This window comes from Pseudovibrio sp. W74 (assembly GCF_001623085.1).
GTDB lineage: Bacteria > Pseudomonadota > Alphaproteobacteria > Rhizobiales > Stappiaceae > Pseudovibrio.
On record NZ_LMCJ01000002.1, the window covers coordinates 1 to 20,045 of the forward strand.

General features: G+C 52.3%; 21 protein-coding genes and 1 pseudogene. 16 read left to right on the plus strand and 6 right to left on the minus strand.

Features of this window, described 5'->3' with window-relative positions; all coding sequences use genetic code 11:
- Both PsW74_RS00775 and PsW74_RS00780 read left to right on the plus strand, forming a co-directional pair.
- A pseudogene (locus PsW74_RS00775) lies at window positions 1-413 on the plus strand (hypothetical protein); the annotation flags it as partial.
- A gap of 2 nt (window positions 414-415) precedes the next feature.
- Window positions 416-1,204, plus strand: coding sequence for an enoyl-CoA hydratase-related protein (locus tag PsW74_RS00780; RefSeq protein ID WP_063287621.1), 789 nt, complete (start codon window positions 416-418; stop codon window positions 1,202-1,204).
- Between the two features lie 58 nt (window positions 1,205-1,262).
- On the opposite strand, the gene PsW74_RS00785 is transcribed toward PsW74_RS00780, so the two are convergent.
- Window positions 1,263-2,162, minus strand: coding sequence for a LysR family transcriptional regulator (locus PsW74_RS00785; RefSeq protein WP_063287620.1), 900 nt, complete (start codon window positions 2,160-2,162; stop codon window positions 1,263-1,265).
- Between the two features lie 131 nt (window positions 2,163-2,293).
- On the opposite strand from PsW74_RS00785, the gene PsW74_RS00790 reads away from it, so the two are divergent.
- From PsW74_RS00790 to PsW74_RS00800, 3 genes are read left to right on the plus strand one after another with little or no spacing between them, the layout of a single operon-like run.
- Window positions 2,294-2,839, plus strand: a complete 546-nt coding sequence (locus PsW74_RS00790) for a carboxymuconolactone decarboxylase family protein (protein ID WP_063287619.1) — start codon at window positions 2,294-2,296, stop codon at window positions 2,837-2,839.
- 51 nt (window positions 2,840-2,890) lie between these two features.
- A complete protein-coding gene (locus PsW74_RS00795) occupies window positions 2,891-3,355 on the plus strand; it encodes a nuclear transport factor 2 family protein (protein ID WP_063287618.1) in 465 nt (154 codons plus the stop codon).
- A gap of 14 nt (window positions 3,356-3,369) precedes the next feature.
- Window positions 3,370-3,987 (plus strand): pyridoxamine 5'-phosphate oxidase family protein, encoded by a 618-nt coding sequence (locus tag PsW74_RS00800; RefSeq protein ID WP_063287617.1) that lies wholly within the window; start codon window positions 3,370-3,372, stop codon window positions 3,985-3,987.
- A gap of 95 nt (window positions 3,988-4,082) precedes the next feature.
- Here PsW74_RS00800 and PsW74_RS00805 read toward each other — a convergent pair whose 3' ends face one another.
- Complete coding sequence (locus tag PsW74_RS00805) at window positions 4,083-5,024, minus strand: LysR substrate-binding domain-containing protein (RefSeq protein ID WP_063287616.1); 942 nt, start codon at window positions 5,022-5,024, stop codon at window positions 4,083-4,085.
- A gap of 143 nt (window positions 5,025-5,167) precedes the next feature.
- On the opposite strand from PsW74_RS00805, the gene PsW74_RS00810 reads away from it, so the two are divergent.
- The 7 genes from PsW74_RS00810 to PsW74_RS00840 all read left to right on the plus strand — a co-directional run bounded on the left by PsW74_RS00810 (window position 5,168) and on the right by PsW74_RS00840 (window position 11,466).
- Entirely contained in the window at window positions 5,168-5,683 is a 516-nt protein-coding gene (locus PsW74_RS00810) for a TRAP transporter small permease subunit (protein ID WP_063287615.1), read from the plus strand.
- Between the two features lies 1 nt (window position 5,684).
- Window positions 5,685-6,983 (plus strand): TRAP transporter large permease, encoded by a 1,299-nt coding sequence (locus PsW74_RS00815; protein ID WP_057461316.1) that lies wholly within the window; start codon window positions 5,685-5,687, stop codon window positions 6,981-6,983.
- A gap of 95 nt (window positions 6,984-7,078) precedes the next feature.
- Window positions 7,079-8,083, plus strand: coding sequence for a TRAP transporter substrate-binding protein DctP (dctP, locus tag PsW74_RS00820; RefSeq protein ID WP_063287614.1), 1,005 nt, complete (start codon window positions 7,079-7,081; stop codon window positions 8,081-8,083).
- Window positions 8,084-8,230: 147 nt separating this feature from the next.
- On the plus strand, window positions 8,231-8,560 hold the full coding sequence (locus PsW74_RS00825; protein WP_057461318.1) for a (2Fe-2S)-binding protein: 330 nt from the start codon (window positions 8,231-8,233) through the stop codon (window positions 8,558-8,560).
- A complete protein-coding gene (locus tag PsW74_RS30085; RefSeq protein ID WP_063287613.1) occupies window positions 8,553-9,968 on the plus strand; it encodes an NAD(P)/FAD-dependent oxidoreductase in 1,416 nt (471 codons plus the stop codon). The genes PsW74_RS00825 and PsW74_RS30085 overlap by 8 nt, the downstream gene beginning before the upstream one ends.
- Window positions 9,965-11,080: an FAD-binding oxidoreductase gene (locus PsW74_RS00835; protein ID WP_063287612.1), complete on the plus strand. Its 1,116-nt coding sequence runs from the start codon at window positions 9,965-9,967 to the stop codon at window positions 11,078-11,080. Before PsW74_RS30085 ends, PsW74_RS00835 begins: the two co-directional genes overlap by 4 nt.
- Before the next feature lie 35 nt (window positions 11,081-11,115).
- Window positions 11,116-11,466, plus strand: coding sequence for a RidA family protein (locus tag PsW74_RS00840; protein ID WP_063287611.1), 351 nt, complete (start codon window positions 11,116-11,118; stop codon window positions 11,464-11,466).
- Window positions 11,467-11,510: 44 nt separating this feature from the next.
- Here PsW74_RS00840 and PsW74_RS00845 read toward each other — a convergent pair whose 3' ends face one another.
- Window positions 11,511-12,119, minus strand: coding sequence for a TetR/AcrR family transcriptional regulator (locus tag PsW74_RS00845; protein WP_063287610.1), 609 nt, complete (start codon window positions 12,117-12,119; stop codon window positions 11,511-11,513).
- Window positions 12,120-12,403: 284 nt separating this feature from the next.
- On the opposite strand from PsW74_RS00845, the gene PsW74_RS00850 reads away from it, so the two are divergent.
- The 4 genes from PsW74_RS00850 (at window position 12,404) to PsW74_RS00865 (ending at window position 15,717) form a co-directional block, all read left to right on the plus strand.
- Window positions 12,404-12,772 carry a hypothetical protein gene (locus PsW74_RS00850; protein WP_063287609.1) on the plus strand — a complete coding sequence of 123 codons (369 nt, stop codon included), beginning with the start codon at window positions 12,404-12,406 and terminating at the stop codon, window positions 12,770-12,772.
- A 130-nt stretch (window positions 12,773-12,902) separates the two neighbouring features.
- Window positions 12,903-13,580: a response regulator transcription factor gene (locus tag PsW74_RS00855; RefSeq protein ID WP_063287608.1), complete on the plus strand. Its 678-nt coding sequence runs from the start codon at window positions 12,903-12,905 to the stop codon at window positions 13,578-13,580.
- Entirely contained in the window at window positions 13,573-14,979 is a 1,407-nt protein-coding gene (locus PsW74_RS00860; RefSeq protein ID WP_063287607.1) for a HAMP domain-containing sensor histidine kinase, read from the plus strand. The genes PsW74_RS00855 and PsW74_RS00860 overlap by 8 nt, the downstream gene beginning before the upstream one ends.
- 93 nt (window positions 14,980-15,072) lie before the next feature.
- Window positions 15,073-15,717 carry a DJ-1/PfpI family protein gene (locus tag PsW74_RS00865; RefSeq protein ID WP_063287606.1) on the plus strand — a complete coding sequence of 215 codons (645 nt, stop codon included), beginning with the start codon at window positions 15,073-15,075 and terminating at the stop codon, window positions 15,715-15,717.
- Between the two features lie 54 nt (window positions 15,718-15,771).
- Here PsW74_RS00865 and PsW74_RS00870 read toward each other — a convergent pair whose 3' ends face one another.
- From PsW74_RS00870 to PsW74_RS00880, 3 genes are all read right to left on the minus strand, one after another.
- Window positions 15,772-17,763 (minus strand): tyramine oxidase, encoded by a 1,992-nt coding sequence (locus PsW74_RS00870; RefSeq protein ID WP_063287605.1) that lies wholly within the window; start codon window positions 17,761-17,763, stop codon window positions 15,772-15,774.
- 116 nt (window positions 17,764-17,879) lie between these two features.
- Window positions 17,880-18,848: a helix-turn-helix domain-containing protein gene (locus tag PsW74_RS00875; protein ID WP_063287604.1), complete on the minus strand. Its 969-nt coding sequence runs from the start codon at window positions 18,846-18,848 to the stop codon at window positions 17,880-17,882.
- 274 nt (window positions 18,849-19,122) lie between these two features.
- Entirely contained in the window at window positions 19,123-20,016 is an 894-nt protein-coding gene (locus PsW74_RS00880) for a LysR substrate-binding domain-containing protein (RefSeq protein WP_063287603.1), read from the minus strand.
- Window positions 20,017-20,045 lie beyond the last annotated feature (29 nt).

Below are 20,045 nucleotides of genomic sequence, written 5' to 3' on the forward strand. Positions count from 1 at the left end.
AAACCCCGCCAAGCCATGTTTGGGTGAAGGGCATCACCACCTCTGGTGTTGCGCGTATCGAGGTGTTGTTCAAGAAGGTGGTCTATGTGGGCACAGGTTCTGGCATTGGCCCAATCGTGCCGCATCTGCTCGCAGGTGACGTGCCGAACAAGGTGATTTGGTCCACACGCAACCCACGTAAAACCTATGGCGATGCTTTCGTTGATGAGATTGAGGCAAGCACTGAGGATCCGGTGATCTGGGATACGGATTCTCAAGGAAAGCCTGATCTGACCGCATTAACTCTGAAAGCGGTTGAAGAGAGCGGTGCAGAGGCTGTTATCGTGATTTCCAACCAGAAACTGACCCGCAAACTCGTTCACGACATGGAAAGCTTCGGCATTCCTGCTTACGGCGCGATTTGGGATAGCTGATCATGTATGAAACCATTGAAACATCCGTTGAAGGGCGCGTTGCAACCATTCGCTTCAATCGGCCAAAAGCGCTGAATGCACTTAACTCCCAGGTTCTGGAAGAGGTGTTGGATGCGGCAACCAAGTATGATGCAGATCCTGCCATCGGCTGCCTAATTCTGACTGGTAATGATCGAGCCTTTGCAGCTGGTGCTGATATCGCAGAGCTCAACGTGCAGGATTATGCCAGCATGTACGCCAGCAACTTCTTCGCCGGATGGGATCGTTTTGCAGCGCTTCGCATCCCGAAGATTGCAGCGGTCTCCGGCTATGCCTTGGGCGGCGGCTGTGAGGTCGCCATGATGTGCGATATCATTTTGGCGTCAGACACGGCCAGGTTTGGCCAACCAGAAGTGAAAATCGGTTGTATTCCAGGCATCGGTGGGTCTCAGCGTCTGACTAAGTTGGTTGGTAAAGCACGCGCCATGGATCTCATCCTCACGGGCCGCATGATTGACGCGCAAGAGGCTTACGACATGGGTCTCATCAGCCGAAAGATCCCTGCTGACGAGCTGATGACCGTTGCGAATGAGACCGCAAAAACCATAGCGGGATATGCGCGGGACATCACCATGATGGCACGGGCCTGCGTGAATGCGGCGGATGAAAACTCATTGGAAAATGGTATCCGCTTTGAACGGCAGATGTACCATGCCTTGTTTGGCTCTCCCGCTCAAAAAGAGGGCATGGCCGCGTTCCTTGAAAAGCGACCGCCAAACTTCAATGAGCAAGCAGAGCTGGAAGACGCTTAACTAAACGAAAGACGCCCGGATGCGATATCAGCACTCCGGGCGTTTCACCTTTTAAACATCAATCACCGATAAACGGATTGTCTCGCAAGCGCTCAGCGGCGAAGTCCACGAAAGACCGCACTTTTGCGCTGGCACGGCGGCCTTCCATATAAACGATGTGGACTGGAAGCGGCTCAGGCTCATAATCCTCCAGCGCCAGCTGAAGCACACCGTTCGAAACGTCTTTCGCCACCTGATAGGACAGCAATCGGGTAATGCCAGCCCCGCCTGTTGCTGCCTGAATAGCTGCGCAATTGTGGTTGCAGCGCAAATGCGGATTGATCTTCACCACCTCGGCCTTCTCTCCTGCAAACTTCCAATGGTTGCTCGTTTCAACCGATGTCGGCTGGATGATTTTGTGTTCGGCAAGGTCTGACGGTGTTTGCGGGGTGCCGTGCACGCTAAAGTAAGCTGGTGAAGCACAAATCACCCGGCGGATGCTGCCCACGCGGGTCGCATAAAGCCCGGAATCCTGCAGGTGTCCGATACGGAACGCCACGTCCAGATTATCTTCCACCATATTGACGATACGGTCGTAGAACTCGGCATTGGCAGTCACTTCAGGGTAGAGGTCGAGGTACTCTGTGATCAGAGGGATGATGTACTTTTGCCCAAACAGTATGGGCGCTGTGATGGAAAGCTCTCCGATCGGCTTGGCATAACTGCCGCTGACAAACGCTTCTGCCTGCTCGACACTCTCCAAAATGCCTTTTACATCGCAAAGATAGTGCCTGCCTGCATCCGTCAGTCGGACGTGGCGCGTGGTTCGGTTGAATAATCTTGTTCCGAGAGATTGCTCCAGCCGGGCAATAGAGCGCGTTACCGCAGGAGCTGAAAGGCCAAGCTTTTTGCTGGCTTCCACGAAGCTTTCCCGTTCAGCCACTTCTACAAACACCTGCATTGTTTCGAGCTTATCCATTTCAATCCCACAATCACGCTCATTTATTGCGCTGAGTGTAATAGTGAATTGCACAGAAGCCCAATTATTTCCTTTCAAACATTGGTTACATGAAGACCATCATCCGATTTCAAAAATATGGAGATAAAATAATGTCACGCATTCCTACCCCATCTTCCATTGAGGCAGCTCCTCAGGGCTCCCAGACTTCCCTTCAGGCCGTCAACTCTCAGCTCGGCTCGGTGCCAAATCTGTTCCGAATTGTTGCCAACAGCCCGCAGGCGCTGGAAGGTTACCTCGGTTTGAACGGTGCGCTCGGCAAAGGAACACTGCCTGCTGCTACGCGTGAGCGTCTCGCATTGGCCGTTGGCGAGCAGAATGGCTGTAACTACTGCCTCTCCGCGCATACTTACCTTGCATCCAACCTTGCCAAACTCTCTGCAGATGAAATTGCCAAGAACCGCCGCGGCAGTTCTGAAGATGCGAAAGCAGCCGTTGCCGTCGAGTTTGCCGTCGCAATCGTCAAAAACCGCGGAAAGGTTTCTGATGCGCAGGTGCGGGCTGTACGCGACGCTGGTTATTCTGATGCGGAACTCGTTGAAATTGTTGGCCATGTCGCTCTGAACACGCTGACCAACTACATGAACGAAGTTTTGGGAACCGAAGTTGACTTCCCTGCTGTTAAAGAACTTGCCTGACACCACGGGCGGGTGGAGCCCAATCCACCTGCCACCCTTCCGGAGATCGTCATGACCAGACCACCACTCCCTCCATTCACACGGGAAACAGCCAGCATCAAAATCCGTGCGGCGGAAGATGGCTGGAACTCTAGAGATCCGCAAAAAGTAGCTTTGGCCTACACGCCAGACTGCCAATGGCGGAACAGAGCAGAATTTGTAACTGGACGCCCTGAGATTGAGCAGCTGCTCACTCGCAAATGGACCCGAGAGCTCGATTACCGCCTTATTAAAGAGCTATGGGCCTTTGAGGGAGACCGGATCGCGGTTCGCTTTGCCTACGAGTATCATGACGACTCCGGACAGTGGTTCAGAGCCTACGGCAATGAAAACTGGGAGTTTGCAGAGGACGGCCTCATGAAGCGCCGGATTGCAAGCATCAACGAGCATCCGATCACACCAGAAGAACGCAAGTTCCATTGGCCGCTGGGTCGCCGCCCTGATGATCATGCAAGCCTGAGTGATCTGGGTCTTTAACTGGAGGAAACCCCATGTATTCCAGTGATATTGCCTTCACTCCCAGAGTGAAAGCGATCCAGAGCCGCAAAGGCTCGCGACGCGGCTATGCCAGCATGGAAGAGGGCGGTGGTTGGAAGAACGAAGTAACAGAAGAACTGGCGCGGTACATCGCCGATCAGCGCAGTTTCTTTCTGGCAACGTCCAATGCTGATGGCCAACCCTATATTCAGCATCGCGGGGGCCCAACCGGGTTCCTTAAGGTGTTGGACAATCGCCACCTCGGGTTTGCGGATTTTCGCGGCAACCGTCAGTACATCAGTCAGGGAAATCTGGAGGATAATTCCAAAGCCTTCATATTTCTAATCGATTACGTGCAAAAGACGCGGATCAAGATCTGGGGCACAGCTAAGGTCATCGAGGATGACCCAGGCTTGATTGAACAGCTGATGGACTACGATCAACCCTATCGTGCAGCACCAGAGCAGGCAATTATCTTCAGTGTTGATGCATGGGATGCCAACTGCCCGCAGCACATTCCAGTGCGCATCGACGCAGATTGGATCAAATCCGCTCTGGAAGAAAAAGAACAGAAGATCGCTGAACTGCAAGAGCAAATCCATAAGCTGCAAAGCGCAGTACAAGCGAACTGATAATATCGAATAGCGGGTGAGCAAACTCTCCCGTTACTGCGTATTCCCGAAACTTATCTGGCCCTAATATCGGGAATACGCACTACCTCTCACAACTATTGTGCCCCCCCATAAAAATCACCCCATTGCTTCCTTTCAATCTCAGTGACCGCACTCAGTAGCTTTTCGCTGAACGCATCTGCCAGGACAGACGCTGGCCGCTGTGATGGCAGCAAGATTGAGATTGCCAGCACCACCTTGGGTGCAAACGGGCGGAAAACGAGAGAGCTGTGTTCCCGTGCAGTGTTCAGATACCCATCCGCTGTCATTGGGTCACAAATGCAATAGCACAAGCCATCTTCCACCAGCTTCAGTGCAGGGAGGAAGTTGCGTAACTCGAAGCGTTGATTGAACACCGCTTTCTGCTCATCAAATGCCATCCGCGTGGAAACGCAATTTGGATGCATCTCTGGCAGTGTCGCCAATGGCTTGCCCGAAAGGTCTTTCGCTTCAATAATCTCCTTGCGTGCCAATGGATCATCGCTGCGCAAAGCACAAATGCAATTGAGCAGGAAATCATGCGTGATCAGCGCACTGTTGGGAGCGGGAGTTTCTGCCAGTCCCACATCATATTGCTGAGAGGCGACCCACTCTTCAATCACGTTAGACCCGCGCATCATCAGCGAAACCTTCACCTCCGGCTTGTCATGCACAAACTCTGAGATCAGTTGCGGAATGAGCACCTGAGAAGACGCAGGCATGAACGCCACATTGAGCCGTCCTTGTTGCAAAGAGCCGATCTCGCGCATGGTGCGGGTGGAACGGGCCAGACGGTCCAGAATAGCTTCCGCTTCCCCCAAGAAGAACTGCGCTTCCGGTTTGCGGATCAGTTTACCGCGCTGACGTTCAAACAGTTCGATCCCGAGCTCCTGCTCAAGGTTCGCAATGAGAGAACTTACCGCAGGTTGCGTTCGGCCCAAGGTACGTGCTGCTTCGGAGATAGAGCCTGTTCGCATTACTTCACGAAATGCCTGCAACTGTCGAAAACTTAGGTTCATGTAACCACCTGTTATTGTGAGGCAATTACCAACCTCATAACTTTTTCCTATACCTTAATAGATTAAATCACTTTGATTTTATAGGTCAAAATCGAAATCTTCCCCGAACAGCGCTGCGGACATCTACTTAGGGAGGATTGCTGATGGATCGCTTAATGAGCCTGCTGCTGACGGGGCTGATTTGCCTTGTTGCACTGGGCCAATTTGTACAGGTGATCACGCGATACCTGCTTGAGATTCCAGTTTTGGGGCTGGAAGAAAGTCTGCTCTATCCAACAATGTGGCTCTACATGGTGGGCGCAGTTAATGCCTCCCGCGAGAACAGTCATATCCGTGCCAATGTTCTGGAAATCTTCCTGAAAACGCCGAAGCAAGTGGCCGTGCTCGCCCTCGTTGGTGAAGCGCTGAGCCTCGCAATTGGCTGCTGGCTCACCTACTGGGCATGGGACTTTACCAAGTATTCGATGCGTGTATGGCGCGAGAGCCCGACCCTCTACATCCCGACCTTTTACGTGGACATCGCGCTGATCACTGGCCTTGTCCTGATGATGGTGTTCACCGCAATTCAGCTGGGCCGACACATCCATCAGGTTTTGACAGGGACGTTCCCTGAGCCGCTCCCAACCACCACAGAATCCCCAAAAGAGGAGCTGGCCTGATATGGTTGAGATCGCACTTCTTTCCGTTGCAGTTCTCGTAATTCTGCTCACTCTTGGCGTACCGCTGCCTTACTGCTTTGGCGCGGGCCTGATGACCATGTACTTCGCTGGTGACGTCATCATGAAGGGCAACATGCTTTGGGGCTTCCAGCAGCTCGGCAACCCGGTGCTGCTTGCTATTCCGCTGTTTGTTCTGGCGGGCACAATTATGAGCGTCAGTGGCATCGCCGCCAGTTTGCTCAACTTCGTCAACATCTTCATCGGCCATTTGCGTGGCGGTCTGGGCGTTGTGGCCACCGTCAGCTGTGCGTTGATCGGTGCGATTTCCGGCTCTGGCCTGACTGGCGTTGCCGCTATTGGTCCACTCCTCATTCCTGAGATGGAAAAGCAGGGCTACCCGCGTGCCTATGCAACTGCGCTCATCGCCAACGCATCCTTGCTTGGCCTGCTGATCCCACCAAGCGTGACCATGATCGTCTACGGCTGGGTAACTGACACGTCTATCCTCGCCTGCTTCCTCGCAACGCTTGGCCCGGGCCTGCTGATCATGTCCAGCTTCTCCGTTGTAAACCTGCGCCTGGCCCGCAAGTTTGACCTGAAGTTGGAAGACCGCCCACGCGGCAAAGCATTTGTGCAGGAAGCCAGCCACCGCGGGTTCAAGGCAACTCCAGCGCTTCTCATGCCCGTTATCATCCTCGGCGGCATCTACGGTGGCATCATGACCCCGACAGAAGCTGCGGCTGTTGCAGTGATTTACGCGATCCCTGTCGGTTTCCTTATCTACCGCGGGTTGGATGCCAAAACATTCCTCGGTGCGGGTAAAGAGGCAGCAACCTCCGTTGGCGCGATCATGCTGATGATCTTGTTCTCCATGATTCTCTCCCAGATGTTCGTGCTGGAAAGTGTGCCGCAGGAGCTGGTTGAAGCGATCTTCTCCATTACGGAGAACAAGGTACTGCTGCTGATCCTCATCAACATCCTGCTGTTCCTTGTGGGCATGGTGGTGAATGACGTGACTGCGATCATCCTGATTGCCCCGCTGCTGCTGCCGCTCATGGAAGCCATCGGCATCAGCCCGATCCAGTTTGCAGCGATCATGGGCGTTAACACAGCTATGGGCGGCGTAACCCCTCCATACGCTTCGATCCTCTATCTGGGCGCACGCATCGGCAAGGTGCCAGTCACACAGGTGATCCGCCCGGCCATGATCCTGATCCTGTTTGGCTATCTGCCAGTGGTGTTCCTGACCTCCTTCTGGGCAGACCTGTCTCTCTTCATTCCCCGGCTCTTTGGTTACTGACCCCATCACCAGACAAGAGCCCAAAGCGAGCTGTGGGAGCAGCTCCGATAACAGCAACCTCAGTTGCGATTGAAAACAAAACACAGAGGTGATCTATGATTTTGAAGGCATTGAAAACGACCCTTGCGCTGGCAACCATCATTGGTGGTGTAAGTGCAGCATCCGTCGCACACGCCAAAACGCTGAAGATCAGCCACATCCGTCCGCAAGGCGCAACTGTTGATCTGGAAGTGAAAGACCTTGCTGAAGAGTTGAAGAAAGCAACCAATGGCGACCTGAAGATGAAGATCTTCGCAGCAAGCGCACTGGGTGACTACACCACTGTGCAAGAGCGTATTTCCGTTGGTGCGATCGACATGGCCGTACAGCCAGCAGCAACCGCTGTTGAGCGTAAAATGCAGATCAGTGCCTTCCCATATGTGGCAGAAAACTGGGAGCAGGCGCAAAAGATTTACGGTCCGGGAGGCGCAATACATGACGCGATGAAAGAGCTTTACGCCAAGCAGGACATCACCATGCTGGCAGCTTATCCGGTGTACTTCGGCGGTATCGCGCTGAATCGTGATGCGGTGGCTCCAGGTGATCCAAACGCTGACAAAGGCATCAAAGTTCGTGTACCTGGCATCAAGAGCTTCCAGCTGACAGCAGATGCTCTGGGTTACATCAGCTCCCCAATCCCATTCTCAGAAGCCTTCACCGCTGTTCAGACCGGTGTTGTTGATGGTGTCGTGGGCTCCGGTGCTGAAGGTTATTACGCCTCTTTCCGCGATGTTGCGAAAACCTACATCCCGGTGAACACGCACTTCGAAGTCTGGTACCTGATCATCAACTCCGAACGTTTTGAAGGTCTTGACGAAAGCTCCCGCAAAGCACTCGTAGAAGCAGCAAAAGAGTTTGAAGCCAAGCGTTGGGCTAAAGCGGAATCCGATCAGGGTGCGTTTGAGCAGAAACTGGCAGACTACGGAGCAACCATCGTCAATCTCTCGGATGATGAGCTGGCAGCAGCGGCCAAGAAAGTTCGCGCAGACGTATGGCCACAGATCCTGAACGATGTTGGTGCTGACTGGGGTCAGTCCATTCTTGAAAAAATCAAGAACTAACAGTCCAGACCGATAGGTCTCCAAAGGATCAGGCAACTTTGTTCCCTAACCGGATCCCAATCCCGGTTTCACCTGAGCTGCCTGATCCTCCCGGTTTCATTGGGAAACCCACTTGTTTTTAAAGCTTGCCACTAAAGGTCAGGTCCAATGTTCCGCTCACTGCGCAAACCCGAGACCCAAAGCGTCTCCATCAACATCAACGGGCAGATGGTTCAGGTTGCTGAAGGCTCCAGCCTTTGGGCAGCCATGGCGTTGCACGGTGAAACACAAACCCGCCTTGCTTCAGTCTCGGGCCAACCACGCTCCGCTTATTGCGCCATGGGCGTGTGCTTTGAGTGTCTCGTTGAGGTCAATGGCGTGCCTAACCAGCAGGCCTGCCTGACGACGGTAGAAGAGGGCATGCACGTCTGTAGCCAAGACCTGACCGAACAATCCATTGCTGCACTTCATCAAAAAGAGAGTGCTGATCATGAGTGACATTTTTGATATCGCAATCATCGGGGCAGGCCCGGCCGGCATGTCCGCCGCACTAGAGGCAGCACAGCAGGGAGCCTCGGTCGCGGTGCTTGATCGCAAGGCAACTCCCGGCGGGCAGATCTACCGGGACGTGACGCAAAGCCCCTTGTTGGACCCGTCCGTTCTCGGGAGTGAATACACCGAGGGCGCGGAGTTGGTTGAAGCCTTTATGGAGGCAGACATTGACCGCCACCAAAATGCGGATGTCTGGCATATCGGAGAAAACGGCGAGGTCCTGTACTCCCAAGACAATCAGACCCGCCGTCTTGTTGCACGTGAACTCATCATCAGTCCGGGCGCGATGGAACGCCCGTTCCCTATTGAAGGCTGGCATTTGCCAGGAGTGATGACAGCAGGCAGCGCACAAGTGATGCTCAAGTCTGACGGCATGGTCAAAGATGGTGCTATCTTTGCTGGCTCCGGACCTTTGCTTTACCTGATCGTGGCTCAGTATCTGCGGCTTGGTGTAACCGTCAACGCTGTAGTGGACACAACGCCAGCAGGTGGTGTTGGCCGCGCGATGCAGTACATTGGTGGTGCGCTCCGCAAACCAGCCTACCTCATCAAAGGTCTGATGCTCCTCAATGAAATTCGCCGTGCTGGTGTTCCCGTCTTCCGCCATGCCTCAAACCTGAGCGTGCTTGGAGAAAGCAAGGCCGTTGGCCTTCAGTTTGAACAGGATGGACGAACCCACTCCGTCAACGCAGATCATATCTTCCTGCATCAGGGCGTCATACCCAACCTCAACATGACCCGCGCACTTGGTATGGAACATCATTGGGCAGAGCAACAACTGTGCTGGACACCGACACTGGACGACTGGGGCCAAAGCTCGATCCCACACATTGCAGTGGTCGGTGATGCAGCTGGTATTCAGGGGGCGGAAGCTGCGCGACATGCCGGACGCCTTGCAGCACTTAAGGCCATGAGCAAACTTGGCAAACTCAGCGAGGCAAGTCTGCAGCAACAAAGTTCTGATCATCTGAGAGCCATGAAGTCCTTCAAAGCCTTCCGCAGTTTTCTTGATGCGTATTATGCACCAACACCAGAGCATCGCATCCCTGCTGCGTCCAGCACGCTGGTATGCCGCTGTGAAGAGCAAACAATGGGTCAGCTGCGTGCTGGATTTGAGCAAGGAGCGAAAGACCCGAACGCGCTTAAAGCATTGACCCGCTGTGGAATGGGCCCGTGTCAGGGCCGCCAATGCGGGCATACCGTCAGTGAGTTGCTTGCTGACTGGCAGAACAAGCCTGTTTCTGACATCGGCTATTATCGCCTGCGCTCTCCGCAAAGGTTACTCAGTGTTGATGAGTTAAGTCAGTTCCAAAACGTCAAACCAGCACAAAACCCGGCTGAGGTGTCCGCATGAATTTTGATGCAATCATCATTGGCGGCGGCATTCACGGCAGCGCAACGGCTTACTATCTGTCCAAGGCTGGTATGAAGACGCTGGTGCTGGAAAAGGACTATGTTGGCCGTCATGCCTCCGGTGTCAACGCAGGTGGTGTGCGGTTGTTAGGCCGAGATTTTGCTGAGGTGCCGCTCTCCAAAGAAGCCATGTCCCGCTGGCAAACACTGGATGATGAACTTGAGGGCGATACTGGTTTTCGCAGGCGTAGCCTGATCAACATTGCCATTGATGACACAGACATGAGCACGATCAGGACACGGACCACTAAGCTCGCCGGATTGGGTTACGATCACGAAATACAGATCGACCAGCAGGAACTGCGCGAGCGGTTGCCTCATGTGGCGCATAACTGTGTGGGCGGCGTTGTGTCAGAACAAGACGGCTATGCTATCCCTTACAAGACAACCAGTGCTTTTCGCCGTGCAGCTGAGCGATTTAGCGCAACGTTTCATGAAGGTGAGACGCTCGCAAACCTACGCCAAATTGGCGATGCCTGGCAGGTGCGAACCGACAAAGCCAGCTATGACACAGGCACTGTGATCAACTGCTCTGGAGCATGGGCGGACAAAACTGCCATGATGATGGGCGACAACACCCCGCTCTCTTACAGCGCGCCTATGTTGATGATCACCGCCCGAATGCCGCATTTTGCTGGTCCGGTCGTAGGCGCCATCTCTCGTCAGCTGTCGTTCAAGCAGTTCGAAAATGGCACTGTGCTCATCGGTGGTGGCGCCAAAGGTTTTGCGGATCGCGACAACAATCGCACGACACTGGATTACAAGAAGCTGGCCCTTGCAGCTGAGACAACCAAAACCTTTTTCCCAATCATGAAGACAGCCGTCATCAACCGGATGTGGGCTGGACTGGAAGCTTACATGCCCGACAACCTGCCTGTGATTGGGGCAGTGGTGAATGCGCGCAATGCCTACCATGCCTTCGGCTTTTCGGCCCATGGGTTCCAGCTCGGACCAGTCGTTGGTGATGTACTCGCGCAGTTGATCACCACAGGAAAAACCAGTTTTGACCTGAACCCGTTCCGCATCGACCGCTTTGAACGCAAGGTTCTTTAGCTCCCAAGATTTCCAAGACAACAGGAAAGTAAACCATGACAATTGAACGTGTGGATTCCAACCACCGCATGAGTAAGATCGTGAAGCACAACGGCACAATTTATCTGTGCGGACAGACGGCTGCTGATGATCCAAGCTGGGACATCACCGAACAGACAAAACGCTGTCTGGCCAAAGTTGATGCCCTGCTGGAACAAGCTGGCAGCGATCGCAACAAGATCCTGTCCACCACCATTTATGTGCGCGATATGAAAGACTTCGCTGCGATGAACGCCGTGTGGGATGCCTGGGTTGCAGAGGGTGAAAAGCCAGCACGTGCCTGCGTTGAAGCACGCATGGCTCGTCCAGACATTCTGGTTGAGTTTACTGTGGTTGCAGCTCAGTAAAACACAGAGAGCCTGTGGTAATCACGGGCTCTTACCAAGCCCTGCTATTTCTGTACGAGCCCTTCCACCATCACCTCCCAGGAAGCAAGGAAGCGTCGTTCTACTTCATTGTTCGTGCCTTCCAAACGGCTGAGGATCAGAGTCCCTTCAAACAACTCGACAATGGCCTCCACGATATGCGTTGCATTTGCCTGCCGGATAACGCCATTTTCCATTCCCTCAATAATCTGCTCACTAATACGCGTGCGAAGCAGACCAAAGAACTTCTTTAAAACCACACGCGCCACATGGTGCTTGTAAAACTCCACCCAAATCGCGGTCAGCTCAGAATGTGTACCAAGATAGATGAGGGTGGTGACACAAATGGACTGAATCCGTTCCAGAACATCTGTATCTGATGCAGTTTCTTCTTTAATTTGCTGAACGATCTCGTCGTCACACATTTGCAGATATTCCGCCAGAATCTCATCCTTACTGGCGAAAATGGATCCGATAGTTTGCTGTGAAAGCCCGGTTTCCTTGGCAATTTCTTTGAAAGTGGTGTTGAAATAACCGTTGCGTGCGAAACAACACAACGCCCCATTGAGAATGATCAAACGATCATCCTGTAGAGCAGGAGCAGCATCCTCTCTCCGTTGCTGGGGGTCGTCCATAAACGCTCTCCACACGCTGGTTTGCGAACTCTTTTAGAGCTGAAAGTCAGCTTCCTTCAGGAACTCAGCGGAAAAGCTAGCATGCAATCACGGAGTTGAGGCCGCACGATGTTGAGCAAGGTTGATACGCTTTTCTCCCGTTCACTAAGCTCAAAGCTTCTATTGATTTGAGTTTGACGAATTCGCGTAAGTTTACAAACTTGTAAAGTTCATGTCCGGCAGCTGAAAAACTGAATGAGTACTCCTTGGATGTCCCGGCAATAACGCCCCCAAGGAGATACATTATGAAGACAATTAGTATTTTGATGAGTTCCGTTCTTTTGACCGTTGCTTCAACCGGTTTTGTTGCTGCCGCTGGTTCCTCTAATCTGGAAGAAGGCCTCCAGATCAAAACACCATTTATTGTTGCCGATGCAGGCTCTGTTCGGGAAGAACACCAAACCGAAAAAGCAGAGGCCTGCAAAGATTACGATGAGAGCTCAGAACACGACAACAACCATGACAAAGACCGTCATGACGATCGTGAAGAACATGATGTACACGACGGAGACAAAGGCTACGACGATGATCGCGATCACAATGACTGTGACGATCACGATGATAAAGTGCAGCGCGAACATGAACACGAACGCTCCAGCCGCTCTCACAGCTGAGACTTCCCGCGGGTAGTCCCCAACATTACCTGAGGAAGGGCGCATCAACGTTCCTGAGCGTTGGTGCGCTTGCTTGACCGAACCAAACCGTTGGTGCAAACACATCTCAGAGCTATAGCCAGAGTATCTTATGCGCATTCTTTTGCTTGAAGACGACGTTGAAATCGGAACATGGGTTGAGGATGGTCTTTCCAAAGCCGGCCATGTCATCGATTGGGTCAAAGACGGGCACGATGCATTCCTGAATGCAACAACACGGGACTACGACGTCATTGTTCTGGATCGAATGACACCAGGCCTTGATGGCCTCTCGGTTCTGAAAGCATTGCGCTCAACCAAAAATGCAGTTCCCGTCCTGTTTCTGACAGCGCTAGGTTCGGTCGAAGATCGCGTTGAAGGGCTGGATGCTGGCGGAGATGATTATCTGCCCAAGCCCTTTGCTTTTTCCGAGTTGTTGGCCCGCGTGTCTGCCCTCGGTCGGCGGCCAAGCACCAACTCATCTGAAACGATTAGTTGTCTGGAGGTCGAAAAATTTCAGCTTAACTTGCTCAAACAACAATGTACGCGGGCTGGTCAACCTGTTCCGCTCAATGCCAAAGAATTTCGTCTGTTTGAAACCTTCATTCGCAATAAAGGCCGTGTTCTGACCAAGAACATGTTGCTGGAGAAGGTCTGGGACATGAACTTCGACCCGACCAGCAGTGTTGTGGAGACTCACATCAGTCGGCTGCGCGCCAAAATCGAAAAGCCGTTTGATATTGAGCTTATTCGAACAATCCGCGGAGCAGGGTATATTCTTGATGACTAGCTCTTTGAAACATCTCTGGCAGATGTCCGCGCTGCGTCAGACATTTGCGCTCACACTGGTATTTTTGGGAGTCTTGGTTGCAACAGGCTTTCTGGCAGATGTTTCTATTCGCGCCAACCTCAACCAAACCATCGACAACGACCTTCTTACAAAGTTCAATCAGATCAAAGCTGATCTCGCTAAAGGTGTTTCCTACCAATCCATTGCAGGATCCTATCAATCTGAGAGTGAGCACTTCAGCCTTGATGAGTTTGTCAGCTTCAAGTCAGACTCTGGCAGAATATATGGGTACCCAATCCCAGACGTTTACGGAAAGACAGGCTTTATAAACCTCGCTCCCTATTACTTTCACGAGGAGGACGAGGAAGAAACCGAAGAGCACGCAGAAACTGAGACCAGTTGGCGTGTATATATTGGCACTATCCCGGGAGGCAGGTTAGCTATCGGTTCCAGTCTTCGCGCCCGTAACCAGCTTCTGAATACATTGCCCTATGCATTCCTGTTCAGTGGTGGTGTCATGATGTTCATTACGCTGAGCGGTGGTCTCTGGTTTGGCTGGCGCTCGCAGCGGAGGCTCTCCAAAATAACGCGTGCTTTGGATCAGATCGCAGCAGGCGATTTGACGACCCGCATTGCACCTCCAAGCTGCAGAGACGATCTGGATATTCTTTCCGTCAAACTGGATGAAACCACACAGCGACTTTCAACCACACTTCAGCAAGTTCGCGACTTGTCAGTCAATATCGCACACGATTTGAAGACACCTCTCACTCGTCTCAGAGCGCAACTGGAACAGACACAGGAGCAAAACCAAAAAGGTGTCAGCGATGCAGAAAGCGTTGCCGGAGCACTTAAGAAAACAGATGATCTGCTTGAGGTATTTGACGCCCTGCTGCGAATTTCGCGTGTTCAGTCTGGCGAAAGAAAAAAACAGTTCCAACACATCCAACTGGCTGACCTGATCCATAATGTTGCCGAAATCTATCAAGCTGTGGTTGAAGAAACTGGCCGTTCATTTTCCGTCGAAATTGAAGAAGCTGGAAGCATATCCGGCGATCAGGTGCTTCTTGTTCAGGCACTTGCTAATCTCATTGAAAATGCCTTACGCCACACACCCATAGAGGCCAAAGTTACGCTGTTTGTTTCAGGAAACACGATTGGTCTGCGGGACAATGGGCCGGGTATACCCGAGGCGTACTATCCACGCGTTGTCGAGCCTATGTATCGAATGGAGCAGAGCAGGAGTACACCAGGCGCCGGGTTAGGGCTTGCTTTGGTGAAAGCCATTGCCGATCTGCACCAAGCCGAACTCGTTTTATCCTCTCCTGCTTCTGGTAAAGGCCTCAGTATTCAGTTTGTCTTCCATCCACCAATCAACGAGCAACTCGGCACAATCTGACTTAATCACGGATCAAAACTGAGTTGATCGCCCAACAGTTTGCTCAGCGCACCATGGCATCTTTCACACCAATTATTTTGGAGGGATGTCCTTATGAAGCTCAAGATTCTGCTGATTACCGGTGACTTTGGCGAGGACTATGAAGTCATTGTTCCGTTCATGCTGCTGAAAGCCATCGGTTATGAAGTTCATGTTGCCTGTCCTAAAAAACGGGAGGGCGAAACGGTTGCCTCGTCCATTCACGATATCAATAAGGACTATCAAACAGTCACTGAATGGGAAGGGCATCGGATCAACATCAACGTGTCTCTTGAGCATCTGAATCCTGCCGATTACATCGCCCTTGTACTTCCCGGAGGTCGCTCGTGCGAATACTTACGCACGTATCCGATTGTCCGTGATGTAACATCTCATTTCATCAAGGAAAACAAACCGATTGCCTCCATTTGCCGAGGGGTGCAGATCCTGCTTGCCACGGGCCTATTGAAGGGCAAGACCATGACGGGAAACTTTGTGTGCCAGACAGAGGTTCAGATGGCGGGCAACACCTACGAGAAGCTGGGATATGAAGGCGTCGTGGTTGATGGAAACATCGTTTACGGCGTGGAGTGGCATGGCCTTTGGACGTGGATGCAGGCCTTCATGGAAAAACTCGGAGTGACAATAGATTTACCCCCCAAGGCCGGGCGCGTGAAACCCGTGCCCGGTGAGGGGTATACTTACAAAAGCCTCGGTTAGAGCATCATCCGTTTGAAAGCAATCATAGAGGATACTCCAACCAAGGGCTCAGCCTCAGCTGGACTCGTCAGGCAACCGGATTGTGAGAGCCGGGTTGCGAGGGAAGAAGTTCATCGGCTGAATATGGATGGTCTTCCATTCTGTTGACATGACCGGCCAATCTTCCAAACGTGGAACATGGTGGAAGCCAGCAGTGAACCACGTGACCACATCTTTGTTCATGAGTTCGCGGTCCTGCTTGACCCATTCTGCCAGACCATCAGACCCATCAGACCCCATGGCAAGCGCGCCAGCTGCATAACGCTCATTTGGATCGTAAGCAGTGTTCCAGACACTGTACTCGATGTAGCGGTTACGCACGAACGGAGCATCGTTTTCAAAGTCAAATGGGGCATAGGACACGCTACCGTGGTGGAGCATGTATGCTGGTTTGTGGCCAAGGTAGCCGTCCACATTTCCGTTCATCACCATAAAGGCTTTCGGCTTCATGGAGCTTAGGCGGAAGCGGCCTTCCATCTCACTTTTGACCGGTGTGTTCTTAACCGTCCAGAGTGAGCGGCGTGGCACATTGACCGGAGGTTCACCACCAACGATTTCCTGCACCATCATGGTGTTGTCCGGCCCATCTACGTCAAAGTCCAGGCGGAAGTTGAAGTAGTGGTCGTGGAATGGAGCAACCAGATAGGGCGCAATGAGCGAGCCATATTTCGTGTCTTCGGCAGCGGTTGGATCCTGTAAGGACTTGGACGCAACGCCCTTCACGGCATCCAGACCAGATGCGCCAACCTTCAGATAAATCGTGCCATCCTGCTTGAAGCGATAGTCGATAAGGTAGTCGTAGTTGCCAACCTCAGAGGCGGTCCGAATGACCAGTTCTGTTTCTGGCCGCCCTTCAGCAGGCACAAATTCCGTTTCTGACTGGGCAAAGACTTCAAAGTGGCGCCATGCAGGGTTTCCGATATCTCGCTCGAAGATGCAAATCGCATCAGGGATCTCCAGTGGCTGGCCCATATCATCATGGATTAATGCCGGAAGGAAAGTTGCGTAATCCGGACAGTCCACATTCTTGCGCAATGGTGTCAAGAAGAGGCCAAACCCGTATTCGCCACTGTCCATATAGGTCCGCCAATACCAGCCAGCGGAGGGGTCCATATACGGCACGAACACTTCGGACAAAGAGGCTTGATAGAGCACTGAACGCCAGTTCGCACCATCATTGGCTTTGACCTGCGACAGAACAAGACCGGGACGTTTGTCGACGCGATACCGCATCTTCCAGATGTCCCAGGTGATCTCACTGCCATCAATGGTAAAGTTTGGACCACCCTCCTGACGCAGGCGTGCCGGATTGGTTTTGGCTCTCAATGCTGTACGTTTGGCGACTTCATCCTCGTTGTAGCCCCAATCATCTTCTGGAAGAGGGACGGCGCCTTCATCGATAACTTCCAAAACTTTACGCTCAGAAAGCTCCACCACAGCCACCAGCCCCTCAACCGGTTTGGCATAGAAGTTGGAGCTTGTCGGGTTCACATAACAAGGCACCTTCATCAGGCGTTTGCCTTTTTCTGCGTCAGTAAAAAAGTTACCGGCAGTCAGTGGAAGGCAATAAACGTCATCTGGCGTCAGGCCGCGCTTGGCGAGCCCGGCAACCATGCGCTCATCTCCCAGCGCGATCTCCATAGCCGACAAAAAGTCCGCCAGCATGATCATGGGCTGGCCTTCAAGGTCTGATCTGCTTTCGATAGTACCTTTGGTGATATTCACCACCGCTTGGTGAAATTTGCCATCTTCCTGAAAATGAACAGTCGCTCTGCGATCAAGGCTCCCATCTGTCGCATTGCTCATGACCGCTTTCTTGTGCGGTTCCAACAGCTCAATCAGCGGATAAAGGGTTTTATCACTGGCAGCATTGGCTACAATCAGGGTTGCACGAACCGCATTAAGTTCGTCTCCCGTCAGGCCATCGAGTGGATGAGGGTCTGCAGCATACGCGGCAGACGTGAGCATTGAGGCGGCCACAAGCCCCCCCAGCATCTTTAAAGTCATTGGTTCCCTCCCATCGGAAGGGGAGATGAACCCACCTGTGTCTTCTCCCCCTAAATCCGTCCAATCAAAGCTTAGGCGAGCCCGGATCGCTGTGTCTGCGCATCCTGTGCAATTTACTAGGCATATCGGTTCACAGCTGGCTCGTTCTGCCGGATCTGCTCTGCAAAGGTCCGTGGAGACATGCCCACCTGTGCCCGAAATGCTCGGTTGAAGGTCGACAGGTCACGAAAGCCAAACTCAAACGCCAGCTGAGAGATTCTGAAGGCCTGCCGGGAGTGCAGACGGCGCGATAACTCGCGTTTGAACCGCCCGACACGCACCTTGGCGATCTGCTCGTTACAGCTCAATCCGTGTTCTCTGAAAAGACGATAAATGCTACTGCGCGACATGCTGGAAAGCTTTGAAAGCTCATCGATATTGAAGCTCTCTTCCAACGCATTGTCGTGAATAAGAGACAACAGGAACTGCAGCTTGTCATATCCTTCCTGCAAAGCACTGGTGTCTTCTTCAAGAAAGGTCGCACTCACCACATCATTGAAAGCGCCTGAGAGCAAATGTTGTTTCTGACTTCCCGGCTGCGCTTCAAGCAGCAGATTTAGGTGGGCGTTGATCAGCTGGCCAGCCCCGGAAAACGCGGAGACCTTGCGACCACAGGCATAAGCAGAATTGAAATACCGATGCAGCAAATGGCGCGGGATATGAATGGATATCTGGTCAGACCCTAAAGTACGGTTTGCCCGGAAAGTGGAGGATTTGACGGAATCGATCAACGTCATGTCTCCGGGCTTGGAAAGCAGCGCGGTTTGTCCGTTCTGTTCCAGCTCAGCTTCTCCCCGAAGCTGCAGAATCAGAAAATAATAGGCCTCGCCATCCTTGCTGATATCAGCAGGTCCACGGGTGATCTCTCTTGCATTGTGAGTGACGCGGGCGCAATCAACATCGCCAAGCTGGAGTATGGAGGCATTTCCCATGACACTTCCGTCTTCTGTGTTTGTAACAAAGTGACCACAGATTTCAGTCAGCCGTGTGTTCCATTCATCCAGCTCATATCGGCAGGATTGAGTTGAAGGTATCTGAATACACACTGGCGCCTCCCCTAACCATGGGGAATGCTAGAAAGAATCTAAACAGCAATCAAGCCAGATATATGCATTTTCCTATAAATCGCTTATTTCATGCTCAGACTAAGTCAGTTTCAACTATAAGCTCAACTAAGCACGCTTTGGATATATTGTTGTAAAATAATTGCTTTATTAGAAAGAACGGCCATTAAACCACAGGAGTGAGTACGATATTCGAAATACATTCAAACGCTGATTATTTGCAATTCCATAAAATTAATATTGCGCAAGCTGCCCGTTACTCCCGACCCAAAGTCCAGCTGTGGGCGAACTCCCGAAAGGATTTGAAGACGGGGCTCTGGTATTTCTCCGTGTTATAGACCAGCGAGAATTGTCGGATCATCTTGTGCTTCAAGGGAACGATCGATAGGCGACCCTCTTGAACGGCAGCATTGACAGAGCGGCGAGAAAGCACAGTCAGACCGAGCCCTGCGATGACTGAGTTGACGATAGCCGTGGTGCTGTTGAGCTCGAACGCTTCTGTCCACTCTTCCAGGTTCGCTGCAACTTCAGTCAGAAAATATTCTCGTGTGCCAGATCCCGGTTCCCGCAAAACCCAGCTCTTGCCTTCGAGCGCATCTAACTCAAGCGGCTTATCGGAAGCGGGACACTGAGATGGCGCGCAGACGACTACCATTTCGTCCGTCATCCACGGCTCAACCTTGAGACGTTTGTCACTGACCTTTGCCTCAATGAACCCAAGATCCAACTCAAAATCCAGCAGCATTCTGCAGGTTTTGGTGGAATTGGAGAGACTCATGGACTGATGCAGATACCCCGTGTTTTCGCGAAAATCTCCAAGCAAGGTCGGCAAGAGATGGTTGCCAATTGTGTAACTGGACCCAATCCGCAAATTACCGTTGGTTGCATCATCGCCTTCAAAAAGCTGCGTGATCGCTTCAGATCTATCCAGCAGTTCATCCGCCAGAGGGAGTAAACGGCGGCCTTGCTCGTTTAAGATGAGTTGCTTGTTGGCACGATCAAACATCTTCCACCCCAGTTGACGTTCCAGCTCAGCAAGAGCCATGGAAACGGCTGATTTGGTGAGAAACAGTTTTTCTGCCGCAGCTGTGATCGAGCCTTCCTGCGTAATCGAAACAAACACTTTGAGCTGACGAAACGTTACATTCATTTCTTTTCAAGGCCAATCTGTGGGACAGT

What these genes read in the sequence shown, in the direction of transcription:
- PsW74_RS00780 (WP_063287621.1), top strand. Translation starts at nt 416, where the DNA reads ATGTATGAAACCATTGAAACATCCGTTGAAGGGCGCGTTGCAACCATT.
- PsW74_RS00785 (WP_063287620.1), bottom strand. Translation starts at nt 2,162, where the DNA reads ATGGATAAGCTCGAAACAATGCAGGTGTTTGTAGAAGTGGCTGAACGG.
- PsW74_RS00790 (WP_063287619.1), top strand. Translation starts at nt 2,294, where the DNA reads ATGTCACGCATTCCTACCCCATCTTCCATTGAGGCAGCTCCTCAGGGC.
- PsW74_RS00795 (WP_063287618.1), top strand. Translation starts at nt 2,891, where the DNA reads ATGACCAGACCACCACTCCCTCCATTCACACGGGAAACAGCCAGCATC.
- PsW74_RS00800 (WP_063287617.1), top strand. Translation starts at nt 3,370, where the DNA reads ATGTATTCCAGTGATATTGCCTTCACTCCCAGAGTGAAAGCGATCCAG.
- PsW74_RS00805 (WP_063287616.1), bottom strand. Translation starts at nt 5,024, where the DNA reads ATGAACCTAAGTTTTCGACAGTTGCAGGCATTTCGTGAAGTAATGCGA.
- PsW74_RS00810 (WP_063287615.1), top strand. Translation starts at nt 5,168, where the DNA reads ATGGATCGCTTAATGAGCCTGCTGCTGACGGGGCTGATTTGCCTTGTT.
- PsW74_RS00815 (WP_057461316.1), top strand. Translation starts at nt 5,685, where the DNA reads ATGGTTGAGATCGCACTTCTTTCCGTTGCAGTTCTCGTAATTCTGCTC.
- dctP (WP_063287614.1), top strand. Translation starts at nt 7,079, where the DNA reads ATGATTTTGAAGGCATTGAAAACGACCCTTGCGCTGGCAACCATCATT.
- PsW74_RS00825 (WP_057461318.1), top strand. Translation starts at nt 8,231, where the DNA reads ATGTTCCGCTCACTGCGCAAACCCGAGACCCAAAGCGTCTCCATCAAC.
- PsW74_RS30085 (WP_063287613.1), top strand. Translation starts at nt 8,553, where the DNA reads ATGAGTGACATTTTTGATATCGCAATCATCGGGGCAGGCCCGGCCGGC.
- PsW74_RS00835 (WP_063287612.1), top strand. Translation starts at nt 9,965, where the DNA reads ATGAATTTTGATGCAATCATCATTGGCGGCGGCATTCACGGCAGCGCA.
- PsW74_RS00840 (WP_063287611.1), top strand. Translation starts at nt 11,116, where the DNA reads ATGACAATTGAACGTGTGGATTCCAACCACCGCATGAGTAAGATCGTG.
- PsW74_RS00845 (WP_063287610.1), bottom strand. Translation starts at nt 12,119, where the DNA reads ATGGACGACCCCCAGCAACGGAGAGAGGATGCTGCTCCTGCTCTACAG.
- PsW74_RS00850 (WP_063287609.1), top strand. Translation starts at nt 12,404, where the DNA reads ATGAAGACAATTAGTATTTTGATGAGTTCCGTTCTTTTGACCGTTGCT.
- PsW74_RS00855 (WP_063287608.1), top strand. Translation starts at nt 12,903, where the DNA reads ATGCGCATTCTTTTGCTTGAAGACGACGTTGAAATCGGAACATGGGTT.
- PsW74_RS00860 (WP_063287607.1), top strand. Translation starts at nt 13,573, where the DNA reads ATGACTAGCTCTTTGAAACATCTCTGGCAGATGTCCGCGCTGCGTCAG.
- PsW74_RS00865 (WP_063287606.1), top strand. Translation starts at nt 15,073, where the DNA reads ATGAAGCTCAAGATTCTGCTGATTACCGGTGACTTTGGCGAGGACTAT.
- PsW74_RS00870 (WP_063287605.1), bottom strand. Translation starts at nt 17,763, where the DNA reads ATGACTTTAAAGATGCTGGGGGGGCTTGTGGCCGCCTCAATGCTCACG.
- PsW74_RS00880 (WP_063287603.1), bottom strand. Translation starts at nt 20,016, where the DNA reads ATGAATGTAACGTTTCGTCAGCTCAAAGTGTTTGTTTCGATTACGCAG.